The sequence below is a fragment of the Verrucomicrobium sp. BvORR034 genome (assembly GCF_000739635.1).
Lineage (GTDB): Bacteria > Verrucomicrobiota > Verrucomicrobiia > Verrucomicrobiales > Verrucomicrobiaceae > Verrucomicrobium.
On record NZ_BATQ01000175.1, the window covers coordinates 105,205 to 127,644 of the forward strand.

Below are 22,440 nucleotides of genomic sequence, written 5' to 3' on the forward strand. Positions count from 1 at the left end.
GAAACAAATGGTTTAGAAGAGCTGGCCCTTGAGCATCAGGAAGTGCTCAACAATGGGGCCCAGGGCGAGGGCAGGAAGGAAGTTGAGAGCGCCGACGAGCAGCACCGTGCCGATCAGCAGGATGGTAAAGGTCACTCCAGCCACCGGGAACGTGCCCACACTGGGAGGTGCGATTTTCTTCTGCACCAGCGAGCCCGCCAGCGCCATGATCGGGATGATCATGAGGAACCGTCCAATGAGCATCGCAAAGCCCAGCGTGACGTTGTAATGCGGATCCCCGTTGGCAGGATTCGCAGTGAGGCCGCCAAAGGCACTGCCGTTGTTGGCGGTGGTGGAGCTGTAGGCATAGAGCATTTCGCTGAAGCCGTGCGGGCCACTGTTGTTGAGCCCGGCCAGCCCCCAGTCACTCACGGATGCCCAGGCGGTGAAGCCGAGGATGGAGAGGCACAGGACCAGCAGGGAGAGCATGGCCATCTTCACATCGTAGGCCTGGATCTTTTTGCCGAGGTATTCAGGCGTGCGACCCACCATCAGTCCGGCGATGAACACGGCGAGCACTACAAAGACGAGCATGCCATAGAGCCCGGCACCCACACCGCCGATGACCACCTCACCCAGTTCCATCATGAACAAGGGCACCAGGCCGCCGATGGCGGTGAAGGAGTCATGCATCGCGTTGACCGCACCACAAGAAGCCGCCGTGGTGACCGTGGCGAAGAGGGAGGAGTTGAAGATGCCGAAGCGCACCTCCTTGCCCTCCATGTTGCCATCGCCCAATACGACGCCGAGCCCCTGGTGAATGGGATTGCCCCGAGACTCCGCCCACCAGCAGGTGATCACACCTGCCAGAAAGAGGACCATCATCGCACCCCATACGGACCAACCGTGCGCCTGGTTCTTGGTCATGCGGCCGAGGTAGTAAGTCAGCCCGCTGCCAATCGCAAAGATGGAGAGCATCTGCAGGAAGTTGGAGAGCGGAGTGGGGTTCTCATAGGGATGCGCCGCATTGGCGTTCACAAAACCACCGCCGTTCGTGCCCAGCATCTTGATCGCCACCTGGGAGGCCATGGGCCCCTGGGCGATGACCTGGTCGGTGATCACCTGCTCTTCCATGACGGGTTTCCCATCAGCGCCAAGCACCGTTTCACCGGCATCATTCTTCTTTTCCACCTGCACCTTCTGCGGCTCCAGAAGCGTGGCCGTGTCATACGGTTTGAAGTTCTGGATCATGCCCTGGGAGACCAGGAAGATCGCTAACACCAGACTTAAAGGCAGCAGGAGGTAGTAGGTGGATCGAACCAAATCGACCCAGAAATTCCCCAGCACACCTGCCGAATGGCGTGTGATGCCACGAACGAGGGCGGCGGCAATGGCAATCCCGGTGGCGGCCGAGGTGAAGTTATGCAACGTCAACCCCACCATCTGGGAGAAGTAGGACATTGTCCCCTCCCCGCCGTAGCTCTGCCAGTTGGTGTTGGTGGTGAAACTGATGGCCGTGTTGAAAGCCAGATGATGGTTCAACGGACCGAGGCCCTGCGGATTGAAGGGCAGCAAATGCTGCAGGCGCAGGATCGCGTAGGTCAGCGCACAACCAGCCAGGCTGAAGAGCAGCATGGCCACGGTGTATTGCTTCCAGTTCTGCTCCCGGGTGCGGTCCACGCCCATGACGGCGTAGGTCAGCCGCTCCAGCGGCCCCACCACAGGGTCCAGCAGCGTTTTGCCGTTCGCATCCAGCACCTTTGTGAGATAGATGCCCAGCGGCTTGGTAATGAGGGCCAGCAGCCCGACGAAGAGGGCAAGCTGAAGCCAGTCTGATGTATGCATGAAAAGGTTCAGGTGAATGGGTTTCAGGAAAGTGTTAGAACTTTTGCGGCCGGATCATGGCCGTGAAGAGGTAGATGAAGAGGAGCAGCGCAACGCCGCCCACGAGGATGGTTTCCATGGCAATGCAGGATGGGTCAGGGGTTAGAGCTTCTCGCAGAAGCGGATGTAGAAGCCGCTCGCGAGGAAAAAGCCGGTGAAGGCCGCGATGTAGAGGAGGTCAGTCATGGGTGGTTCCAGAGTGAAAGTTTCATTGGAACCACGATCTTCCACCCGCCCCGGCCCTCGAATTAAAAGGGGGCCAGGAGGTGTTAAAAAAGTGTTAAAACGGGGACATTGTGCGCTCCGGCCTTCGACGCCGACAGCCCCCGGAGGTCAATCAACCTGTACACTCCCATCATCTGGCGACGAAGTCGCTGTGGAGTGCGTGCGTGAAACGAAGCCCATCCCTCCGTTCGCGCCACATCGCCATCAGCCCGACACAGGACTCCCTAAAGCGGCGATTCTCGCCGCACTCCCAAAGATGCTTCGCATCCAGGTGGTGGGCATCCATTCTGGCCTGCCATTCGTTCACCCTCCAATATCGCAAGCTCCCTGAAGCAATCTGTCCCCACCACTCCCATCACCTGACGGCGCAGCCGTTTTGGGACTGCGGTGAGCATCACCGCTTTCGCTACGCCTTGTGAGGTTCGATCTCCTTACATCCTCCAGCGAAACCCCGCTCAAACTCCAAACCGAACACGAAGAACCCTCCCCCAGGCGCTCGCGCCGCCTAAACCAGCGGAGCGCCTCAACAGCCCGCTTGCGGGCCCCTCAACCATCCCGCTTTGCGGGAGCGCCTAAACCTCGCCTCAAGCAAACTTCCGCATGCGCGTCCGCACGTCATCCTTCAAACGATCCACAAACCCCAGGGCAAAGTCCTCAGGGTTCAATGTATCATCCTGAATGAGAGGGGTCAGGTCCATCGCGAACGTCAGCGAGTTCGTCGCGTCCGTGGTGTGGGAGTCAAAGTAAGTCGCATTGGCACGGCGCAGGCCTTCTTCGGCCAGGTCATAGCGCTTGCCGCCGCTGATCTGGGAGTCAAACACCGCCAGCAGGGCACCAATCAAATGTGGATACTGGTCCACCCAGAGCATCACCTTGTCTTCGCTCAGCAGCCAGTCGAGCTTGCGCCAGACTTCACAACCATAGACGCGCTGGGGGCGCGCCTCTTTGGGCAGGGAGCGCAGGGCCTCCAGGCAGCGCAGGAAGGTTGCCACATGCGTATCATGACGGTCAGCGGGATTGTGCAGATAAACAAACTGGGGCTGGGTGAGCTTGAGGATGCGCAGCAAGTCATCGGACACATCTTCCCTGCGGCCGGACTTCACGTCCTCACTGGGATAGCCCAGCTGGACCATCACGCTGTACTCCCCCACGAAGGCGGCCTTGCGCTGCTCGTGCTTCCGCACTTCCAGCATCTCCTCGTCCGTGTAGTGGGCATACGGCCCTTTGCGCGGACTGCCGGAGCCGTTTGTCACCACCACACCGCCGAACCACTTCTCATCCCGCCGGAAGCACTCGGTGATGCCATGATAGGCCGCGATTTCCAGGTCGTCCTGGTGGCTGACGATGCCAAGGTGGGTCACCCGGGCAAATGCCTGGGCGGGGTCGGTCTGGTCGGGGACAAACAAGTCGGCTTTGGAGTGGCGAAAGAGCATGGCAGGTGGTTCACGATGAGCGGAAACCGCCTTGGAGCAAGGCGATTGGTGGCATTCCGAAGAACGAATGTCCGAAACCTGCCCATTGTGAGCATAAATCTCCAACAATCGAGCCAGACGGGCCAAGGTTCCCGAAGCGGCTGGCACGCTTTAGGCATGCAACGGTTATGTCACGCGATTCTCCATGAAAATGGAGGGATCGTGGTTTTTATGCTTGCCGTTGCCACTCAAAGTCGTGTTTACTTTGACGAACTTAATTAATTCGGATGCACGCTTCATCCGCACGACCCCAACCCCCCGAGGACGCCTGCGCGTTTCTTACGGGCGGTTTTCTTTTCCCCCCATGGTCAGGCTGACCGCACCGGTCCGCCGCCCCTGAACCTCAACCACCCCAAACAACGCCCTATATGCTCCACGAAGCCGCTCCTTCCCCCGAACTGATGCTGAGTCTCGAAGAGGAAATCACCAACGGGAGGGAAAACGGCAACGGGGGCGGCGTCCAGTACGGAGGCGGGGGGACAGGGACGCGAAGGAAACGAGGAGCCAACGGGCGGAACGGCTCCGTCCAGAGCACCCGGGTGAAGTCCTTTGTGCTGGATACCAACGTGCTTCTGCATGATCCGGCCTGCCTGCAAAGGTTCGAGGACAATGAGGTGTGCATCCCCGTGGATGTGCTGGGTGAGCTGGACCGGTTCAAAAACGAACCCAGCGATCGAGGAGCCAACGCACGCGAGGTGCATCGCGCCCTCTCCCGCGCCTTTTCACAGCCGGGTGCCGATGTCATGCAGGGTGTCACCACCGCCGGTGGCGGCCGGGTGCGCCTGGTGGTCTTTGACCTCAAGGAAGCCCTTCAGTCAAAGCCGGTGCAGCGCTTTGAACGCGTGTTTCATGACATGGAGAAGCCGGATCATCGCATTCTTGCATGCGCTCTCTGGCTCGGTCACCTCTCGGATCATCCGGTGATCCTTGTCAGCAAGGACCTGAACATGCAGCTCAAGGCACGCGCCGTGGGCATGCCCTGCGAGGACTATCTGCATGACAAGGTGGAGGCCCGGGAAGTTTCCCAAACCGAGCTCGTCACCGTGCAGGTCACCTCCCATGAGTTGCAGCGGTTCGCCAGCAGCAGCATCCTGGAGCTGGAGCCACGCCGCTATCCCGCCCTGGCCGTCAATGAGTACGTCCTGCTCTCCGCCGGCGAGAAGAACACCATGCCCGCGCGGTTTAGCGCCACGGGCTCGTTCATCAAGCTGCACGTCCCGGAGTCGCTCAAGATCCTGCAGGGCCGCACCATCAAGCCCATGAACCTGGGCCAGGCCTGCCTGCTGGATGCGCTCATGAATCCGGAGATCTCCCTCGTCACGTGCTTTGGACAAGCAGGCACGGGCAAGACGCTGCTGGCCTGCGCCGCAGGTCTCTCTCAGGTGATGGGCAACACCTACTCCGGCATCACCGTGAGCCGGCCCATCGTGGCCATGGGTCAGGGCATCGGCTTCCTGCCAGGTTCCCTGCATGAGAAGATGCGCCCGTGGCTCCAGCCAGTGTACGATGCGCTGGATCTGCTGACCCGCCCGGCCGCCAATCCCAGCTTCAGCAAAAAGAAGACTTCCCGCCACGGCAACCCCAACCCGCCCCTGCAAGGCATGACACCGGGCAGTGCGGCCGCGCCGTACGATCCGCTGGTGCAGTCCGGCGTGATCGAGATCGAAGCGCTCTGCTACATCCGCGGTCGCAGCATTCCAGACCGCTTTTTCATCCTGGATGAAGCGCAGCAGCTCACGCCGCTGGAGGCGAAGACCGTCGTCACCCGCATGTCCCGTGGCAGCAAGCTGGTGCTCATCGGCGATCCCGCCCAGATCGACAACCCGTATGTGGACAGCCGCAGCAACGGTCTGGTGTACACCCGCCAGCGCATGCGCGGCCAGTCCTTCGCCGCCCACGTCCCACTGGGCAAAGGCGAGCGCAGCCCGCTCGCGGAGGCCGGGGCACGCCTGCTTTAGAAGATCACTCCCGCTCTCAGACACTGATGCCGGTCCGGGTCCCATGCCCGGGCCGGCATTGTTCCCTCAAGTTATTTCACCGAACTCCTGATCAAGGGTTGCCTACACGTCCCATCACCAGAATCAACCCGCTGGGCCGGTGGCGGATGTAGAACAGAAAGGGATGATTCGCGATGAAGAGCACGGGTATCGGCCCCCTCTCCTCCGGAGGCGCGCCGCTGGCGAAGGGATCTGCAGGAGCAACGATGGCAGCCGTCGCCTCTGCGCCAGCTTCATTGACGTCCACCGTGGTCTCCTTATAGAGGCCACTGAGGTACAGAGGCTGGCTCCGGCTCATCGGCCCCAGTTCCGCGACCTTTGGAGTGATCATGCTTCCGGCCCCCAAGGCGCGTAGCAGCATCGAGAACTCCCCGCCCAGGGAAAAGGAGAACCTGGGCAGGTGCACCGTCACCAGAGTTGACTCCAGCTTGCCAATTGCTTCTTCCAGCCCCGCTTGAGTAAGCGCCTTCTCCACAGCAGGCAGCCCCTCCTGTGCCACGGGCAACAGGATGAGCATGCTGTAGTCCTGCGACCGATCACCCATGGGCAGTTCCAGCAGGCCATACCCCTGCGCCACCATCTTGGCATGACGCAGCCTGCCTTGCCTGCGCATCATCATGACCTGCTTGTCCCTTCGGACGGAAGGCACCCAGAACGCCCGCTGCACGGTATCCTGCGCAGGAAAGCGGTCTGCCCAGGGCCCCTTGAAATACAGCGTGCTCACTAGTGAGAGTGCGTTGGTATCACGCACCAGCCCACCAGGAGGCACCAGATTCGTGATGCGTCCCCGGGTCCCGCGCCGGATCAGCTCATTGATGCCTTCGACCGCACTGACCGGGTCGTCGCTCTTGATCACCAGTGGGGGTACACCATAGGTGTTCTGGGCCACATCCAGAAAGGGATCCTCCAGTTGTACGCCCTTGCGTATCAGCAGGTGCATCGTGGAATCGATGATCACTTTGCCATCCGCCGCCGATTTTCCCAGGGACTCCCCGAGGCGCTTGACGGCCGCAGCCCTGGCTGCGGCGTCCCCCTCCCAACCCAGCAACTGGATCATTTCCTCACGGGTTTTCCCCTCCGCTCCCTCCAGCACCAGGGACAGGGTGCGGTGCAGGGCATACGGACACATCACATAGTTATCCGGCATCGTTTGCAATGCGGGTGCCAGCTTGAAGGCCAGGACATTCGATGCCTGGGCCCCCACCCGGGGCGTCTCCGCCTGCGATGACATGGAGCCCAGCACCCCCAACAATCCTGTAGCCACCCATCCCAACCACCAGCGTGAACACACTTTCATGAAGCAAAATCATGCCGTCCCCTTCAAAAGAAGAGAAGAAAAAAATCTGCAACTAAGCCTCCCGGCCAACGTTCATCCAGCCTCGTGCTCCATGCCATCCGAATTGGAGTGCGTGCCAAACCATAACATCAGCAATACTCATTCAGATACCGATCATGAAAACGATGCTCACCCTTTTCGCGCTGGCGCTCAGCGCCTCTCTCGCCCTTGCCGCTGACGGCGACAAGCCCAAGCCCCCCGGCGGTGACGGTGCCAAGCGCAATCCCGAAGAAGCCTTCAAGAAGCTCGACGCCAACGGCGACGGCTCCCTGAGCAAAGACGAATTCAAAGCCGCCCCCTTCGCCCAGAAGAATCCTGAGCGTGCCGAAAAAGGCTTCGAAGCCAAGGACAAGGACAAGGACGGCAAGCTCTCCAAGGAAGAGTTCGCCACCCGCCCAGAAGGCCGCCCCGGCAAGCCCGGTGAAGAAGGCAAAAAGCCCGCCAAGCCCGAAGGTGACAAGAAACCTGAAGGCGACAAGAAGCCCTGATCCGGCACCCTCCTCCGCCCCCAACTGTCATTTTCCTGAAAAATAGGTGCAATGACGGCGGGGGCGCTTCGTTTCAGCTGCAAGCACCTCCAGGCCCAGGCCTGCGGCGTGCCACTGAAACCCAAAGCATAACCAAATCAGAGTAACATAGTCATGAAAATCACCGCAGTTCTCTTCGCTCTCCTTGCCACCGCTTCCCTTTCCTTTGCCGCTGACGAAGCCGCCAAGAAGCCCGAAGGTGACAAGCCCAAGGGCCCGACCGAAGCCGCCTTCACCAAAAAAGACGCCAACGGCGACGGCAAGCTGACCAAGGACGAGTTCACCAAGGGCGCTCCGGACGCTGCCAAGGCTGAGAAGCAGTTCGAGCGCAAAGACAAAGACAAGAGCGGCGACGTGAGCAAGGAAGAATTCCTGGCCGTGGGCGCCAAGAAGGAAGCCAAAGAGGCCAAGTAAGCCCAGCTCTCTTCCCAACGTACGGGACCACCCGATCGTTTTGAATTTGGCCGTCTCCACGTGGGTGGAGGCGGCCTTTTTGTTTTGCTGGAAGAAATGCGGGACCTTCTGTCAAAATGGAGGCTCGCAACCCGTTTTTTCTTCACTCATGCCTCCTCCCGCCGTCAAACCAATCGATCCGGCCGAACTTCCCGCCCTGGCCCAGGCCACCATGCGCACGGCCAAATTTCCCATGCTCTCCAGCATGGATGGTGACCAGCCACGGGTGCGTCCCGTATCCCCAGTCAAAACGGAAGGGTTCACCGTCTTCGTTGCAAACCTCCGGAGCTATCACAAGACCGGCGAAATCGCCCAAAACCCGAAGGTCGAACTCTGCTACTTAGACACTGACCACAATCAGGTGCGCATCACCGGGGTGGCGGAAGTGGTCACGGATCGCGGCCTGCTGGAGAGCATCTGGGCTGGGAACGCCCTGCTGCGCGCCTACCTGGGCACGCCTGACAATCCGGACCTCATCATCTACCGCATCCTGCCCCACCAGGTGCGGTACATGCGCGAATGGGCGCTGCACTATCATGAGGTGCCGCTGGTGTAAGAAATCCGCCTTCCTCCCCTCCCACGCCCCTTACCCATGGACCGTCGCACCTTTCTCGCCACGCTCACCGCAGCCACCGCGCCGATTTGCGCGCAGGATCCGATGCCCGCATCAAAGCCCACCCTGCACCTTGCGGGGGAAGGACACTGGCTCGTCATCAAGGGCAACCACCTGCCCAAGGGGGAGATCCGCATCAACTACCTGGAAGCCTATTGTCGCGCCAGCTCCACCACGGCAGACTGGGTGACGCACACGACCGTGGGACACACCACGGAACTCGTCTCTGCCGCGCCAGACGGCAAAAGCCTGCGGCTGCGCTGCCAGGTGAAAGACGGGCTGGTGGTGGATCATGAGATTCAGGCTGGGGACGATGAAATCACCTTCCACCTCAAGGCTCACAACCCGACCTCCCGCCTCAACGAGGCCCACTGGGCCCAGCCGTGCATCCGCCTGGGTGACTTTGCCGGAGGTGAGACCGCCGACCCCAGGGAGGTGAACATCAAGCTGGATCGTAGTTTCATCTTCCTCAATGGCCGACTCACCCGGCTGCCCACCAATCCCTGGGCCACCCAGGCGCGTTATATTCCCGGCCAGGTCTGGTGCCCCAAGGACGTGCCCCGCACCGATGTGAACCCACGCCCCCTGAGCACCCTGGTGCCCAGCCACGGCCTCATCGGCTGTTTCAGCCAGGATGATCAGTGGATCTTCGCCGTTGCCTTCAGCCCCTATCAAGAGTTGTTCCAGGGCGTCGCCCGGTGCCTGCACAGCGACTTCCGCCTCGGCGAGGTGAAGCCCGGCGAAACGAAGGCGATTCTAGGAAAAATCTATGTCGCCCCCAATGCGCACGATGAAGGGGCGTCGCTGTTGCAGCGGTATCAGAAGGATTTTGCCGACGGAGGCAGAGGCAACGATTGAGTTTAACCACAGAGGCACAGAGAACACAGAGGAATGATTTTTAGACAGAATTGACGGAATTAACAGAATTGGGATTCAAGTCGAGGATCTTGTTGAACACACGCCTCACGGGAAGCTGAACCTAATTCTGTCTAAATCTCAGTTTCAGTCTCTGTGTCCTCTGTGCCTCTGCGGTTAAAAAGATTTCACTCTCCCGCGAGCAATGCCACCAACCTCACCCATGTTGAAACACCACTTTCTAATTGTCCTCCTTGCCATATTGGCTGGCCCCTTCACCGCGTCCGTCAGAGCCGATTCGGCACAAACCACACCATCATCGCTTGCCGGATGTTATGTCCTCGAAGCAGATGACAGCCAGGCTCAGTCCACCATCGTTTTGAGTGTTCACGCCCCCTCGCCAGATGTGCTTCGACTGACTGCCGTGCATGTTCGTCAGGCCGAGTTGCTCGCGAGCCCCGAAGTCTCCGTCATTACCGATCTCAGATACGACCAAAACACCCAGACGCTAATCAAGGAGTCGGGACAGGTTTGGGCAGAGCTTGCCAGTAAGCAAGCCAAGGTATCATTGAAAATCGACAACGAAGTGCACCTGCAACAACCCACTCGTTGAAAAATTCAGTTGGCTCTCACCCATCCACCACCAGATCCCAGAACAACTTGGCCGTCAGCGCCGCGACCACGGTCAGGAACACGGGCCGGATGAACTGCGCCCCTTTCTTCACCACCAATCCAGATCCCAGGCGAGCCCCGACCAGCTGTCCGGCGATCATGGCCCCGCCCGCCCCAAAGTGCACCGCGTCGTGCATGAGGAAGATCCCCAGGGCCCCGACGTTGCTGGCCAGATTGGCCGTCTTCGTATAGCCCGTGGCCGTCCTGAGATCGAGCCCGAGCAAGGTCACCACAGCCACGGTCCAGAATGAGCCGGCGCCGGGACCAAAAAAGCCGTCATAGAAGCCAAGTGCCGCACCTGCCAGCAAGGCGAACACCACGGGAGCAACCCGCTGTTCACCGGCAGTGAGCCCGAACTTCCGGTTCAGCATGGTGTACACCGCCACGGCCGCCAGAAGCCACGGGATGAGCTTCTTGAGCAAAGTCGTGTCCAGCGCGCTCACCGCCCAGGCCCCGGCCATGGAGGAGAATAGCGCCGCCACCACCGCCAGCCAGAGCCAGGGGGTGCCCAGAAGACCGGCGCGGGCATACCGCACCACGGCGATCAATGTGCCGAACGAGGACTGGAGCTTGTTGGTGCCCAAGGCCACTTGAGGCGGCAGTCCCACCGCCAGCAGCGCTGGCACTGTGACGAGCCCGCCGCCGCCCGCGATGGAATCGATGAACCCGCCGGTCAAACCGGCCAGGAAAAGCAGAAACCAGACGTAGATCGGCATGACCGGCGACGCCTGGGCCTAGAGCTTGGGGGCGGCGGGTTTGATGGGAGCCTGCTGGCCACTGACGACGCCATGGACCCTGGTCTGGCGCTTGAAGAGACGTCCCTCACTGAGAGTATAAAACGTGGAGAGGTCCTTGCCGGCAAAAGCCACGTCCGACACATGATCCATGGGCGTGGGGACGATGAAATTAACACGGCCCGCCTGATCGCAGACCTGGATGCCTGAGGCAGTGGCCACGTAGAGCCGCCCTTCCGCATCCACAGTGCTGCCCGTCGCACCCACATTGTCCATGGGGCGGCGGGTGTCGCGCTCCAGCCGGAAGTAGCGCTGGCCGTTCGCAAAGAGATGGCGCTCATCCGCCTGGAAACTGGCCACGGCCCCTTCATAGGACTCACCCGGGGTGTAGATGAGGGTCTGATCTGGCGACAGCACGACTGACTCTGGTTTGCTGAACTGATCCGCAGGGATCTGCAGGGTTTCCACCTCCCCCTTGGGAGAGACGGCGAACAACATCGACTGGTCGGCATCATTGAAATAACACCACCCGGCATGGGAGAAGCACAGGTCCTGCGGATTGGGCCGGTCATTGCCCTTCACCGGTGGCACCTCAATCGCTTTGCCCGTCTCCGTCCCCTTCTCATCCAGAGCGAGAATGCGCAGGGCATCGTGCTCCCACGCCGCCACCCGCAGCCTGCCCTGGGGATCCACAGCGAGGCCCTTGATCTCTTTGCAACTGGCTGCAAACGGCGCTGCAGTACCGGTCACATCCACTTTCCACAGCCCCTCTTCATAGTGTGGCGGTGCATCCCCGGGCACCTCCACCTTGCGACCACTCACAAAGAGTTCGCCCGCCACGTTGGCGGCCAGTTGCGCGCCTCCCCAGAACTCACCCGGCAGGGAGACCTCCTCCCACTGGCTGTCCTGTGGAAACACTTCGTAGCCGCGCCATTTGGAATCCTTGCGCGGATTGGCCGTGACCAGTTCATTGGGATAGCCCTTCCAGAGCCATCGCAGCACGTCAGGAAAAATGGCCGTGGCGTGCTTCTGATTGTGCCCGCCATCGCCCCATTCATGCTTCACGTCGTACCCCGCCCAGGTGAAGGAGCGCTCCATCATCTGGTTGGCCATCCACCAGTCTCCGCAGTACAGATTATTGTCATTCACTCCGCTCTGGAGGAAGAGACGCAGGGGCTTGGGCTCCACCTTCCGCACCAGGACCGGGAGCTTGTCTGCACCGTGAATGCCCACGTAGGTTCCCACATTCGTGAACACCCGTTGAAACTGGTCTGGCCGGTGCCACGCCACCATAAAGGCGCAGATGCCACCGCTGCTGCTGCCCGCGATGGCTCGCGCCCCAGGATCCTCGCTGAAGTGGAGCCCATGCTTGACCTGCAGGGCGGGAAGAAGCTCGGTCAGCAGGAAGCGCGAGTAGTCATCCGTGACGCTGTCATATTCAAAACTGCGATTGAACCGCGGCAATGCGTTGTCACTGACAGCAGCCAGCACGCCGGGCTTGATGAAAATGCCAATCAGCGGCGGGATCTCCTTGCGGGCAATGAGATTGTCAAAAACCGCTGGTGCCTGGTAAATGATGCCGTCCTGAAACACCATGATGGGTGCTGGCTTGGAGCGATCCAGTCCTGCGGGGATGTAGATCGTTACCTCCCTGCTGGTACCCGGGTACACTTGCGAATTGTCAAAGACGTCTTTGATCAGCTCTCCCTTGGCCACCCCGGCTTGCGGCTGGGAATCCGGTCCCGGTTTGTAGTCATCCGCTCCGCGCAAACCGGGCATGGCAGTGGCCAGCATGACAGCAGTGAAAAGTGGGAGGCGCATGCCGCAGCATGGCGCATCCCCGCTTTCCCTCCAACAATTTGAGCGCTCCTGTGTCCAATTCCCCAGCAACTTAGTAACCAGAGGCCGCCTCCAATCAGATCATGCCAAAATTTTTCAGCACGGTGGTGTTCCTGTTTGGCGGCCTCATGATGGTGGTGGTCGCCGTGAGCATGGTCCAACGGTACATTCCATGGGGCGATCAACCTGCGGATACAGCCGCTCTGATCCCCCCTTCGGACCTTCCCCCACTGGATCTGGGTACGCAGGAGGAGTTTCATCAAACGCTGGACCGTCTCTACACAGAAGGCGGCCTGCCCATGGTACAGAGCTGGGTGGAGAGCCAGCTCGTGCCAGGCCGCACCCTTTTGATCGCAGATGCCACGCCCACCCGCCTGACTCTGATTGACCGCGAAGTGCGCCCCTGCGACCGGAGCGGCGCCCTCCTGATGAACCGGCCAGCCTCCGTGCCTCGCAGAGACGCTGATCTGAGGCTGGGTCCGCAGGCTGTGACGGTCAGCTGGAACCGGCTGGAGCCCCCCACCCCCTACGCGCTTACCACATGGAGCCTCCCCGTTCGGGAGGCGCCCTGAGATCCACCTTCAGGAAGGGTACAGTCTCTGCCACGGCGCGGAAATTGCTGCACAGTTCCCAGTACTGGGCACGTTCCAGTTCATCCCCTGCGCTGTTTCAACCGTATTTCCGCACGATGAAATTCTCCCTTCTTCTCGTCCTCGCCCTGACCACCCTCTCCGCCTTCGGAGCAGACCCCAAGCCCTACAAGCTCAATACCTGCCCCGTCTCCGGTGAGGGCCTCGGCACCATGGGCAAGCCCTATTCGTTTGTGAAAGACGGGCAGGAAGTGAAGCTCTGTTGCAAGGGCTGCCTGAAAAACTTCGAGAAGGATTCCGCCAAATACCTCAAGGAAATCGCGGAAAAGAGCGCGAAGTAGCCCCTGGCTCCTCCCCTGCAGTCGCAGAATGCCCTGCGCAAAAAAAGAGAAAAGATTGAGGCCGCCGGGCTGACACGTTTAGAATGGCCCGCACCTTTTTCTCTTTCTCACTGCATGCCCTCACGTCGCTCCGCTCTCCGCTGGATGGCTGCCGGTTCCGGCCTGGCCGCCCTCGCCCCCAAACCCTCCCCGGCTGCCGCGGAGACCCCGCTCAAACACGCCAAGATCAAACAAAGCATCGTGCACTGGTGCTTTGAACGAGGATCCAAGTGGAAGGTGGAGGACACCATCAAGGCCGCCAAGGAACTGGGCTGCGTGAGCGTGGAAGGCCTCGCCCCCCAGCATTGGGACCTGCTCAAGGCCAACGACCTGAAGTGCGCCTACGTCGGTGCCCATGGTTTTGTCAAAGGCATGAACCAGCCCGCCTTCTGGGACGCCAACCTCAAGGTCATTGAAGAGCGCATCAACCAGTGCGCCGAATATGGCAACCCCAACGTGCTGAGCTTCACGGGATTTGCCGACACCACGGCCCAGGGCGGTGGCGTGGTGAGCCTGGAGCAGGGAAAGAAGAACTGCATCGAGGCCTACAAGAAGATCATCGGTCACGCGGAGAAGAAGGGCGTCGTGCTCCTGCTCGAGCACCTCAACACCCGTGATTCCGCGGAGATGAAAGGCCACCCCGGCTATCAGGGCGACAACATCGACTACTGCGCGGAGATCGTGCGCGGTGTGGACTCGCCCAACATGAAGCTCCTCTTCGATATCTATCACGTGCAGATCATGCACGGCGACATCCTCCGCCGGCTGGAGTCCTGCAAGGACATCATCGGCCATATCCACACCGCCGGAAATCCCGGCCGCTGTGAAATCGGTGCCGATCAGGAGATCAACTATCCGCCTGCCATGCGGAAGCTGCTCGAGGTCGGCTACACGGGTTACGTAGGCCACGAGTTCATCCCCACCAAGGATCCGATGGTGGGGCTCCGTGAGGCCGTCACCCTGTGCGACGTGGCCTGAAGCGCCCACTTCCACCGAATTTCCCTTCAGTTCATTATTTCATGAAACCACGTCTCAAACCCACCCTTCTGTCTGCCCTCGCCGTGGGCCTGTTGGCCGTTGATGCCAGCGCCTACACCCTGAAGCCCGCGTACCCCAACGTGGTCACCGAGCTGCCCACCAGCGCGATCATTCCGCCTGACGGCTCCAACCGCCTCTTCCTGCTGCAGCAGCGCGGCAAGATCCTGGTGCTGCCCAAGGACGAGTCCTCCGCCGACGCCAAGGTCTTCCTGGACTTCACCAGCCGCGCCATGGAGGCCAAGGACGGCAAGTTCGAGGAAGGACTGCTAGGACTCGCGTTTCACCCGGAGTTCGCCAAGAACCGCAAGTTCTACGTGTACTACTCCCAGCAGGACCCCAAGCGCAGCATCGTCAGCGAGTTCCAGGTGTCCGAAAGCGATCCCAACCAGGCCGACCTGAAGACTGAGCGCATCCTTCTGGACGTTCCCCAGCCCTTCTGGAACCACAATTCCGGGAACCTGCTCTTCGGACCCGATGGCTACCTCTATATTGCCTTTGGCGACGGCGGGAAACGCGATGACGTGACCCGCACCGCACAGAACCCCTTTTCACTCCTGGGCAAGATCCTGCGCATCGACGTGAACACCAAGCAGGGCAGCCGTCAGTACGGCCTGCCCGCCGACAACCCGTTCCCGAACGTCAACGGCACCCGCCCGGAAATCTACGCCCTCGGTCTGCGCAATCCCTGGGGCCTGAGCTTTGACGCGGACGGCACCCTCTGGTGCGCCGATGTCGGCCAGGACATCTGGGAGGAGATCAACCTCATCGAAAAAGGCGGCAACTACGGCTGGAGCTTCCGCGAAGGCGCCCGCCCCTTCCCCATCCGCACCGATGCCCCGCCCGCCGATGCCAAATTCATCGAACCCATCCATGAGTACCCGCACTCCGACGGCATCAGCATCACCGGCGGTTTCATCTACCGTGGGGAGAAGCTGCCCAAGTTGAAAGGCGCCTACATCTATGGCGACTGGGCCTTCGGCAAAATCTGGGCGCTGAAGTATGACAAGGCCGGCAAGAAGGTCATCAGCAATGAGCTGATCTTCCAGGCCCCGCTCAACCCCAAGGGCCAGGGTTTGATGAAACCCAGCGCCTTCTGCGAAGACCTGAACAAGGAGATCCTCGTCCTGGACTGGAACGGCAAGCTCCTCCGGGTGGAGGAGTAGCTACTGGTGGAGAAAAAGTAGTGCGTTTTTGAAGAGGCGGTGCGGCGCACCGCCTCTTTTTTAGTTTTTGGGGGGCGGAGGGACGGAAGATGAACGATCTCCAAACAATTGAACCAGTTCCAACACCTGGCGGCGCAGCCGCTGTGGAGTGCGGCGTGAAGCGCCGCTTTCGTGGCCCCAGGGGATGGACGCAGAGATGATGAGGGGGGAGCAGGGGGCGGGTATGGTCGACCGGCTGAACGATGTCCAACCATCATTGCCCGCTCCATCGGCCGAACAAAGCGGCGCTTCACGCACGCACTCCACAGCCCCGCAAGCGGGGCCAGGTGTTGGAAGTCTCAAGATTGGAGTCATCAATAGACCCTGCTATGTCTGTTGCAAACCTGTCATGCAGAGCGTAAAAGATTGCGCCATGGAGTCGATAAATTTCACTTCCGAAACAGCCGCGACGTCGCTCCCATGGCCCCATGCTCCTCCCCATCAACTCGACACTCAGAGCACATTCTTCGTCACAGGGAGCACCTTCGAAAAGGCGCACCATTTTCACTGCTCTCAGCGACTGACTCTTCTGCATGACAAGCTGCTTCAGGAGGCCAAATCACACGGATGGCAACTTGAGGCGTGGGCAGTATTTCCCAACCACTATCACTTCGTTGCTCGACCGGACATACAGTCGACCAGCACTTCGTCCTTACGTGACTTCATCAACAAGCTGCACACCGTCACGGCGATCGAGGTCAATCGACTCGATGGTTCTCCTGCGAGAAAAATCTGGCACAACTACTGGGACACGCGTCTGACATACCACAAGGCCTACATCGCCAGGCTCAGCTAATGTACACAACAATCCCGTCAAGCACGGTCTTGTCCCCTTGGCGAGCAACTATCGTTGGTGCTCAGCCTCGTGGTTTGAGAGAACCGCATCCAGGGCTTGGTTGAAAACAGTGAGCGCGTTCAAGACGGATCAGATCAAGATACCCGACGACTTTTGAGTCCGGTTCGATGTCCAACACACGGGAAGGCCCCATCACCTGGCGACGAAGTCGCTGTGGAGTGCGTCCGTGAAGCGCCGCTTTCGCGGCCCCCATGCAGGCTCGCCTCGTTCTAGCACCTGAACAGTGCCACAGGAAGGTCATCGGCGGGACGACACGCCATCCTCACCGCCGCTCCATCGCCAGGACAAAGCGGCGCTTCACGCCGCACTCCACAGCCCCGCAAGCGGGGCCAGGTGATCGCCGGGCAGGATGAGCCACCTCGCATCAGCCTCCAACGTCCCACTCACCCCCCCAAACAAAAAGCGCCCCGGTTTCCCGGGGCGCTCTATGAAGTTCTAGCAAACTACCAAATCAGCAGACGGCCTTAGGCCACTTCCGCGAGCTTGAATCCGTCGCGATAGACGTCTTCGGTGGCCAGCTTGTTGGCCTCGGCAGCGAATTCGCCTTCGAACTGCAGGGTGTCGGGGTTCAGCGTCAGCCAGGGGCCGACGTGGGCCTGATCCACACCGATGTCGATCTTGTTGGCAGCCAGGTTGGCGGCGAAGTCCTCGAAGGTTTCGAGGGCGAACTTGTCACCCTGGAGACGCTCTTTGATTTCGGCGGGGGCCACCTTCTTACCAAGGCGATAGGAGATGTTGGCGATATGAGCCAGGGCCGCGGCATGGTGACCGTGGGACACGTGAAGGTTCGGGTTCACCAGCTTGCCGGCCTGGATGGAAAGGATGAAGTTCTTCATGTGATCCGGGCCGTCCTGGATCGCGAACTTCTGGCCGTTCCACTTGCCTTCGTTGTCGTAGGCCTTGGCTTCAGCGATGTAACCGCCTTCGCAATGCACGACGTTGCCAATGCGCACCACGTTCTTGTAAACGGGCTCGAACCCTGCCTGCCAGTTCATGTCGGCCTTGGGAAGACCGCGGTTGTCGAAGAGGATCGGCGCGGTGCCTTTGCCGTAATCATACAGTGCCAGCTGGTTGTTGGCGGTCTGGCCGTCGTCATCATAACCCCAGCGGTTGCCAAAGCTCATCACGCGGGTCGGCAGCTTCTCAGGGTTGTGGAGCATCCAGCGGGCCACGTCGAGCTGGTGCGGGCCCTGGTTGCCGATGTCGCCGTTGCCGTAGGCCCACTGCCAGTGCCAGTCATAGTGAAACTTCTCGCGCATGACGGGCGCTGTTTCGCGCGGACCGCACCAGAGGTCGTAGTTCACCGTGGACGGCGGCTGCTGTGGGCCGGAGACCTTGCCGATGGACTTGCGGGCCTTGTAGTTCACGCCACGGGAGAGGAGCGTCTTGCCCAGCGCGCCGGACTTGAGGTACTCCTCAGCGGCTGCCCAACCGAGGTCGGAGCGGCGCTGCATGCCGTGCTGAAGGATCAGCTTGCCTTCCACCTTGGAAGCGGCCTTCACGAGGGCGGCACCTTCATGGACGTTGTGGGAGACGGGCTTCTCCACATACACATGCTTGCCAGCGGCCAGGGCGGCCAGGGCGATGACGGTGTGCGTGTGGTTCGGCGTCGCGATGGTCACGGCGTCAATGTCCTTGTCTTCCAGAAGCTTGCGGTAGTCCGTGTAGCTCTTCACCTCAACGTTGTTCTTCTTGAGGTTGGCGACGTGCTTGTCCATCACCTCGGAGTCCACATCGCAAAGAGCCACGATGCGCACACCTTTGATCTTCGACAGGCTGCCAATGTGACCAGAGCCACGGCCTTTGAAACCGATGACAGCAATCCGAATGTCGCCGTTGGATCCGGCGGCGTTGGCCCAGGTCGGCAGGGCGAGAGCCGTGCCGGCGTAAACGGTGCTGCGCAGCACGTCACGGCGATTCATGGAGGTGGGTGTGTTCATTTTCAGTATGTAGTTGGCGTTTTGGCGGATTCGTTTGGCTGGAATGGAAAGCGTTCCCGGTGCCGGAAGAGGTCAGTACAACGGGGGTATTTCAGCCATTTTGCGTTTTTTCACAGATTTGATGGGTTAACCCGGCATCATTGAGCCGAGTATTCGGTAAACTTCGCGGCCAGCGGGGTCGGAGTCGGTTTGCCTTTGGAGAAATAAAAGCGGTAACGCAGTGTCAGGCTCTCTCCCTTGGCCAGCTTGTGATCGCCCAAGTGTTTCTCGTCTTTTTTGGCTTCAAAATCATGAATGCCGAACGGGTTCGCGGCAAACAAACCGTAGTCCCGGGCATGCCACCAGGTGGGGGCGCGGAAGTTTTTCGTGTGTTCGAACATGACCACGCCGACCACATTGCCCTTGGGGTCCGGGCCATAGTAGGCCACCCAGGGAGCGCGCTTGCCCCAGACATCCTTGTTCTTGTCCGTGCCGCTGTTGTAGGCGCGGCCGGCGGCGCCTTCACCCTTCAGGCTCAGACCGGAGCTCAGGCGGATGGCCATGGTACCTTCCTTGGTGTCGCCGAAGATGACTTCGCCTTCCGTCGCCTTGAGCGTGATGTCGAAGTCGATGTACTTCTCGCCTTCCGGCAGTGCGGTCACGGTGATCTTGCGGGAATCCGTGAGTTGCACCTTGCCATTCGGGGCCACCCACTTGGTGTCTGCCACGAAGGAGCCCTTGTTACCTGTGGCGTTCACCTCGGAGAACTGCACATGCTCCTGACGACCAAAGTCTTTCTCCTCGCTCCAGAAGTCCATGTCGTTCACCGAGCCATGGGCGAACCACAGACCACGATGGTGCTTGTGGTCCTTGGCCTCTCCCGCGACATCCTGCACCATGGGGAAATTGCGCACCACATTCTCCCCCGCCCCACCGATGATGGGATAGAGGAACGGCCGGGGCACGTCCTTCGTGTGATACTCAGTGAATAGCTTGCCGTCGATTTCGACTTTCAGCCCCGTATCGCCCGGCTTGAGCGTCACGGTTTGAGCCCCCAAAGAGGAGACCAGGGCGAGAAAGACGGTGGCAATGAGGGGAGGTGAGGTTCTACGCATGCAGCCAGAAATTTTGGAGTGAAGGCAACGGAAAGGAAAGGAAAACCTTTCAAGGGGACTCTCAGGTCCTCACCCGACAGCCTGCGGGAACTCCTTGAGTATAAAGGGCGGGAGCCGCCTTCTGGTAGCTTTGTGACACTTTGCCCTCACAAAATCCGATCCACCCGATTCCGACCTCTGCCCTCATGTCTCAAGGCCTTACCCGCACGTACAGACGATGTCACCGCCCGAACCGACACGACACATCTGTACCGCCCCGAATGAGCAAGGCCGGGCCAGCTTCACAGGGCAATGACGTCTTTCACCACCTTGAGCAGCGTCTTTGCCGTGTAGGGCTTGGGCAGGAAGATCTTCACACTGGCCCCGGCCGCCTTGGCCGTGACATCGCTGGCACTGACGCCGCTCACCGCCACGATCTTGATCGCGGGATTCATCTTGGTCAGCACCTTGATGGTGGCCTCACCATCCATGACGGGCATCATCATGTCGGTCAGCACCAACGCGATCTGTTGACGATGCTCCACGTAGGTGGTCACTGCTTCTGCGCCGTCACAGGCCAGGATCACCTTGTAGCCAAAGGCCTCCAGCGTCTGCCGGGTGATCATACGAATGGCCGCCTCGTCGTCCACCACCAGCACCGTTTCGCCCTTGCCCCGGGGCACCTTGGAGTCTTCGTCCGCCGCGGGCTGATTCTGTCCCATACTGCGAGCTGGCAGATAGATGCGGAACTTCGCTCCCTTGCCAGCCTCGCTGCGGGCTCGCATGAAGCCGCCATGGCTCTTGATGATCGCCATGGAGGTGGACAGGCCAAGCCCGGTCCCCTTCCCCACCGCCTTCGTGGTGAAGAACGGATCGAAGATCTTGTCCATGATCGCCGCCGGAATGCCGGTGCCGGTGTCTTCCACCTGAATCACCAGGTAAGGACCTGATTTGGCCTCCAGGTTCATGGCCGCATAGTGAGCGTCCAGCGTGACGTTCTCCACGGAGATGGCAATGTTCCCGCCCTCCGGCATGGCGTCACGGGCGTTCACACACAGGTTCAGCAGCACTTGGTGCAGTTGGGTCAGATCACCCGTGACGATCCAGAGGTCGCTGCCCACGTTGGTGCGGATCTGAATGTTCTTGGGGAAAGTGTCGCGGGTGATCCGCTCCACATCGTCCACGAGCCGGCCCGCATGCACCTCATCCCGCCGTCCTTCCACGCCGCGGGCGAAGGAAAGCACCTGCCCCACCATGTCGGCACCGCGCTTGGCACTGCTGGCGATATTGCCCAGAAGCTCCTGGCTCCCGGAGTCGGTGGTCTTTAGCTTGAGCAGATCCACCGCCATCATGATGGGCGAGAGGACGTTGTTGAGGTCATGCGCCATGCCTCCGGCCAGCGTCCCGATGCTCTCCATGCGCTGCGCCCGGAAGAACTGCCGCTCCAACCGTTTTTTCTCCGTGACGTCCGTATTGATCACCAGCAGGCTGCGCGGTTGCCCCTGATCATCCCGTACGAGGTCCCACCGGCTTTCCACAATGAGGGAGCGCCCGTCCTTGGCCTGCTGCTTCAGCTCGCCAGTCCACTCGCCAGTGGCGTTCACCTGGGTAAATGCCCCCTGGAATTCCTTGAGCTCTGTATGCAGCAAATCGGCCATCTCCTTGCCGAGCGCCTCTTCTGAGGACCATCCGTAGAGCTGCTGCGCACCCTTGTTCCAGTAGGTGATGCGGCGATCCAGACTCACCACGAGGATGGCGTCCTGCGCCTTGTCGAGCAGCTCGGCCTGCTCCCGCAGCTGCACCTCCGCCTGGCGCTGGGCGCTCATGTCCATGCCCACCCCCAGCAGACAGGGCAGCCCCTCCATGAGGATACGGCTGGCGGAAAAGATGTAGGGCACCATCGCGCCCGCCTTGGTAAGGAGACGCAGCTCCGCAAGGGCGTGCCCGTTGGTAAAAGCCTCCACAATACGGGCGCGCACCGCCGGGACGTCCTCTGGCAGAATGAACTGCTCTGGAATCATCCCCCCGACCTCCACAGCGCTGTAGCCGGTGGCCTTCTCAAACTCGCCATTCCAGCGCAGCATGCGCCCGTCCTGCCGGAAAAGGTACACGGCGCAGGGCAGGTTGAACATCAGGGCAGACAGGGTCTGCTCACTCTCCCGCAGGGCCTCCTCGGCCTGCTTCTTCTCAGTGATATCTTGAAATGCGCCGTGCACCCGGATGATCTGACCGTGCCCATCGCGCACCGCCTGTCCGATCACTCGCACCCACACCAGCCGGTCTTTGGCCGTGCGGATCTGCATCTCTTCATCCCAAGGGGTGCCCTGTTCCAGGCATTCCGAGAAGACTCTTTGGATCTTGTCCCTCCAGCTGGGTGCGTAGAAGGCGATACCTTCCTCCACCGTGGGACAAGTCCCCACCGGCACGTCGTGGATCTCACACACTTCCGCCGACCAAAGGCATCTGGCTGGCGGTACTTCCACCACCCAACCACCCAGCCGGGCCATGCGACCCGCCATGTGAAAGAGGGCCTCGCTCTCCAGGAGTTGCTCCTCCGCAGCCGCATGCGCCGATCCAGCGGTAGGAGTATGGATTCGTCGTGCTGGGGAAGCCTCAGGTAAGCTACTCATACTCGCCATTAATAATAATCGCAAATTTTACCAACGACCGCAAGCCCGGTCCCTAAAAGGACTATAATGTCCCCAATTTTAAGGAAGGGCAAGCCCCCTGCCATCCCCGCAGTTGCCTTTCATCCGGCTGGCATTACATCGCGCG

Annotated in this window: 20 protein-coding genes; 11 read left to right on the plus strand and 9 right to left on the minus strand. The window is 60.4% G+C overall.

Translation table 11 applies throughout. The features are described 5' to 3' along the window. Nucleotides 1-12: 12 nt before the first annotated feature. The 3 genes from kdpA to BV034_RS30815 form a co-directional block, all read right to left on the minus strand. Nucleotides 13-1,824 carry a potassium-transporting ATPase subunit KdpA gene (kdpA, locus tag BV034_RS30810; RefSeq protein WP_050030780.1) on the minus strand — a complete coding sequence of 604 codons (1,812 nt, stop codon included), beginning with the start codon at nucleotides 1,822-1,824 and terminating at the stop codon, nucleotides 13-15. Between the two features lie 141 nt (nucleotides 1,825-1,965). Next, complete coding sequence (locus tag BV034_RS36590) at nucleotides 1,966-2,094, minus strand: hypothetical protein (protein WP_265593660.1); 129 nt, start codon at nucleotides 2,092-2,094, stop codon at nucleotides 1,966-1,968. Nucleotides 2,095-2,672: 578 nt separating this feature from the next. After that, a complete protein-coding gene (locus BV034_RS30815; RefSeq protein ID WP_050030781.1) occupies nucleotides 2,673-3,521 on the minus strand; it encodes a PIG-L family deacetylase in 849 nt (282 codons plus the stop codon). Between the two features lie 407 nt (nucleotides 3,522-3,928). Between BV034_RS30815 and BV034_RS30820 the strand changes: the two genes are divergently transcribed. Beyond that, on the plus strand, nucleotides 3,929-5,518 hold the full coding sequence (locus BV034_RS30820) for a PhoH family protein (RefSeq protein WP_265593661.1): 1,590 nt from the start codon (nucleotides 3,929-3,931) through the stop codon (nucleotides 5,516-5,518). A gap of 91 nt (nucleotides 5,519-5,609) precedes the next feature. On the opposite strand, the gene BV034_RS30825 is transcribed toward BV034_RS30820, so the two are convergent. Beyond that, nucleotides 5,610-6,854, minus strand: a complete 1,245-nt coding sequence (locus BV034_RS30825) for a serpin family protein (protein WP_081888250.1) — start codon at nucleotides 6,852-6,854, stop codon at nucleotides 5,610-5,612. A 155-nt stretch (nucleotides 6,855-7,009) separates the two neighbouring features. Here BV034_RS30825 and BV034_RS30830 point away from each other — a divergent pair, with 155 nt between their 5' ends. From BV034_RS30830 to BV034_RS30850, 5 genes are all read left to right on the plus strand, one after another. Next, on the plus strand, nucleotides 7,010-7,381 hold the full coding sequence (locus BV034_RS30830; RefSeq protein WP_050030784.1) for an EF-hand domain-containing protein: 372 nt from the start codon (nucleotides 7,010-7,012) through the stop codon (nucleotides 7,379-7,381). Nucleotides 7,382-7,534: 153 nt separating this feature from the next. Beyond that, the gene (locus BV034_RS30835) at nucleotides 7,535-7,834 is read left to right on the plus strand and encodes an EF-hand domain-containing protein (RefSeq protein ID WP_050030785.1); all 300 of its coding nucleotides are present in this window, start codon (nucleotides 7,535-7,537) and stop codon (nucleotides 7,832-7,834) included. A gap of 148 nt (nucleotides 7,835-7,982) precedes the next feature. After that, on the plus strand, nucleotides 7,983-8,429 hold the full coding sequence (locus tag BV034_RS30840) for a pyridoxamine 5'-phosphate oxidase family protein (RefSeq protein ID WP_050030814.1): 447 nt from the start codon (nucleotides 7,983-7,985) through the stop codon (nucleotides 8,427-8,429). Nucleotides 8,430-8,465: 36 nt separating this feature from the next. Beyond that, nucleotides 8,466-9,344 (plus strand): hypothetical protein, encoded by an 879-nt coding sequence (locus BV034_RS30845; protein WP_050030786.1) that lies wholly within the window; start codon nucleotides 8,466-8,468, stop codon nucleotides 9,342-9,344. Between the two features lie 220 nt (nucleotides 9,345-9,564). Continuing rightward, a complete protein-coding gene (locus BV034_RS30850; protein WP_050030787.1) occupies nucleotides 9,565-9,954 on the plus strand; it encodes a hypothetical protein in 390 nt (129 codons plus the stop codon). Nucleotides 9,955-9,970: 16 nt separating this feature from the next. Here BV034_RS30850 and BV034_RS30855 read toward each other — a convergent pair whose 3' ends face one another. Both BV034_RS30855 and BV034_RS30860 read right to left on the minus strand, forming a co-directional pair. Next, nucleotides 9,971-10,729 carry a TSUP family transporter gene (locus BV034_RS30855; protein ID WP_050030788.1) on the minus strand — a complete coding sequence of 253 codons (759 nt, stop codon included), beginning with the start codon at nucleotides 10,727-10,729 and terminating at the stop codon, nucleotides 9,971-9,973. 18 nt (nucleotides 10,730-10,747) lie between these two features. After that, on the minus strand, nucleotides 10,748-12,568 hold the full coding sequence (locus BV034_RS30860; RefSeq protein WP_081888251.1) for an SMP-30/gluconolactonase/LRE family protein: 1,821 nt from the start codon (nucleotides 12,566-12,568) through the stop codon (nucleotides 10,748-10,750). 101 nt (nucleotides 12,569-12,669) lie between these two features. Here BV034_RS30860 and BV034_RS30865 point away from each other — a divergent pair, with 101 nt between their 5' ends. The 5 genes from BV034_RS30865 (at nucleotide 12,670) to BV034_RS30885 (ending at nucleotide 16,592) form a co-directional block, all read left to right on the plus strand. After that, nucleotides 12,670-13,158 carry a hypothetical protein gene (locus tag BV034_RS30865; protein ID WP_050030790.1) on the plus strand — a complete coding sequence of 163 codons (489 nt, stop codon included), beginning with the start codon at nucleotides 12,670-12,672 and terminating at the stop codon, nucleotides 13,156-13,158. A gap of 116 nt (nucleotides 13,159-13,274) precedes the next feature. Further along, nucleotides 13,275-13,517: a hypothetical protein gene (locus tag BV034_RS30870; RefSeq protein ID WP_050030791.1), complete on the plus strand. Its 243-nt coding sequence runs from the start codon at nucleotides 13,275-13,277 to the stop codon at nucleotides 13,515-13,517. A 114-nt stretch (nucleotides 13,518-13,631) separates the two neighbouring features. Continuing rightward, entirely contained in the window at nucleotides 13,632-14,534 is a 903-nt protein-coding gene (locus BV034_RS30875; protein WP_050030792.1) for a TIM barrel protein, read from the plus strand. A 41-nt stretch (nucleotides 14,535-14,575) separates the two neighbouring features. Next, nucleotides 14,576-15,757, plus strand: a complete 1,182-nt coding sequence (locus BV034_RS30880) for a PQQ-dependent sugar dehydrogenase (RefSeq protein WP_050030793.1) — start codon at nucleotides 14,576-14,578, stop codon at nucleotides 15,755-15,757. A gap of 388 nt (nucleotides 15,758-16,145) precedes the next feature. Next, complete coding sequence (locus BV034_RS30885; RefSeq protein ID WP_050030794.1) at nucleotides 16,146-16,592, plus strand: transposase; 447 nt, start codon at nucleotides 16,146-16,148, stop codon at nucleotides 16,590-16,592. Between the two features lie 524 nt (nucleotides 16,593-17,116). On the opposite strand, the gene BV034_RS30890 is transcribed toward BV034_RS30885, so the two are convergent. From BV034_RS30890 to BV034_RS30900, 3 genes are all read right to left on the minus strand, one after another. Next, nucleotides 17,117-18,574: a Gfo/Idh/MocA family oxidoreductase gene (locus tag BV034_RS30890; protein ID WP_265593662.1), complete on the minus strand. Its 1,458-nt coding sequence runs from the start codon at nucleotides 18,572-18,574 to the stop codon at nucleotides 17,117-17,119. Between the two features lie 155 nt (nucleotides 18,575-18,729). Beyond that, on the minus strand, nucleotides 18,730-19,686 hold the full coding sequence (locus tag BV034_RS30895; protein ID WP_050030796.1) for a PmoA family protein: 957 nt from the start codon (nucleotides 19,684-19,686) through the stop codon (nucleotides 18,730-18,732). A 281-nt stretch (nucleotides 19,687-19,967) separates the two neighbouring features. Further along, nucleotides 19,968-22,295, minus strand: coding sequence for a PAS domain S-box protein (locus BV034_RS30900; protein WP_265593663.1), 2,328 nt, complete (start codon nucleotides 22,293-22,295; stop codon nucleotides 19,968-19,970). Between the last annotated feature and the right edge of the window lie 145 nt (nucleotides 22,296-22,440).